The organism is Pseudomonas sp. W2Aug9, assembly GCF_023127755.1.
Taxonomy (GTDB): Bacteria; Pseudomonadota; Gammaproteobacteria; order Pseudomonadales; family Pseudomonadaceae; genus Aquipseudomonas; species Aquipseudomonas synxantha_A.
In genome coordinates, this window is record NZ_SPKL01000036.1 from 2,087 (window position 1) to 2,373 (window position 287).

Here is a 287-nt window from a genome sequence, read left to right on the forward strand (position 1 = left end):
CCCACCGCACTGGTGCGATACAACCGCGTCCACTCAAACGGCAAAACACCGTCCAGCGCACCATCAGTGAGGGTCAATAATTCCTCGCCGGTGACCATCGACACCGGGCAGCCGTTGGTGACCGTCTTGTCCGCTGGCGCCGCCGCATCTCCTTTTGGATTCGACGCCACGGCAGGCACATCATCGACGTGTTCCTGACGGACCAACACGGTCTGTCGGGTCTTGTTGCGAACCACCGGCACCGGGTTCGAAACCAGCGTGTCGCCCGCCTTCAACGGAACCACCGG

At 62.4% G+C, this 287-nt stretch carries 1 protein-coding gene; it reads right to left on the reverse strand.

The window, feature by feature from the left end:
* The coding region (locus E3O56_RS23450; RefSeq protein ID WP_248129078.1) for a DUF6531 domain-containing protein at positions 1 to 287 on the reverse strand (287 nt) is incomplete at both ends.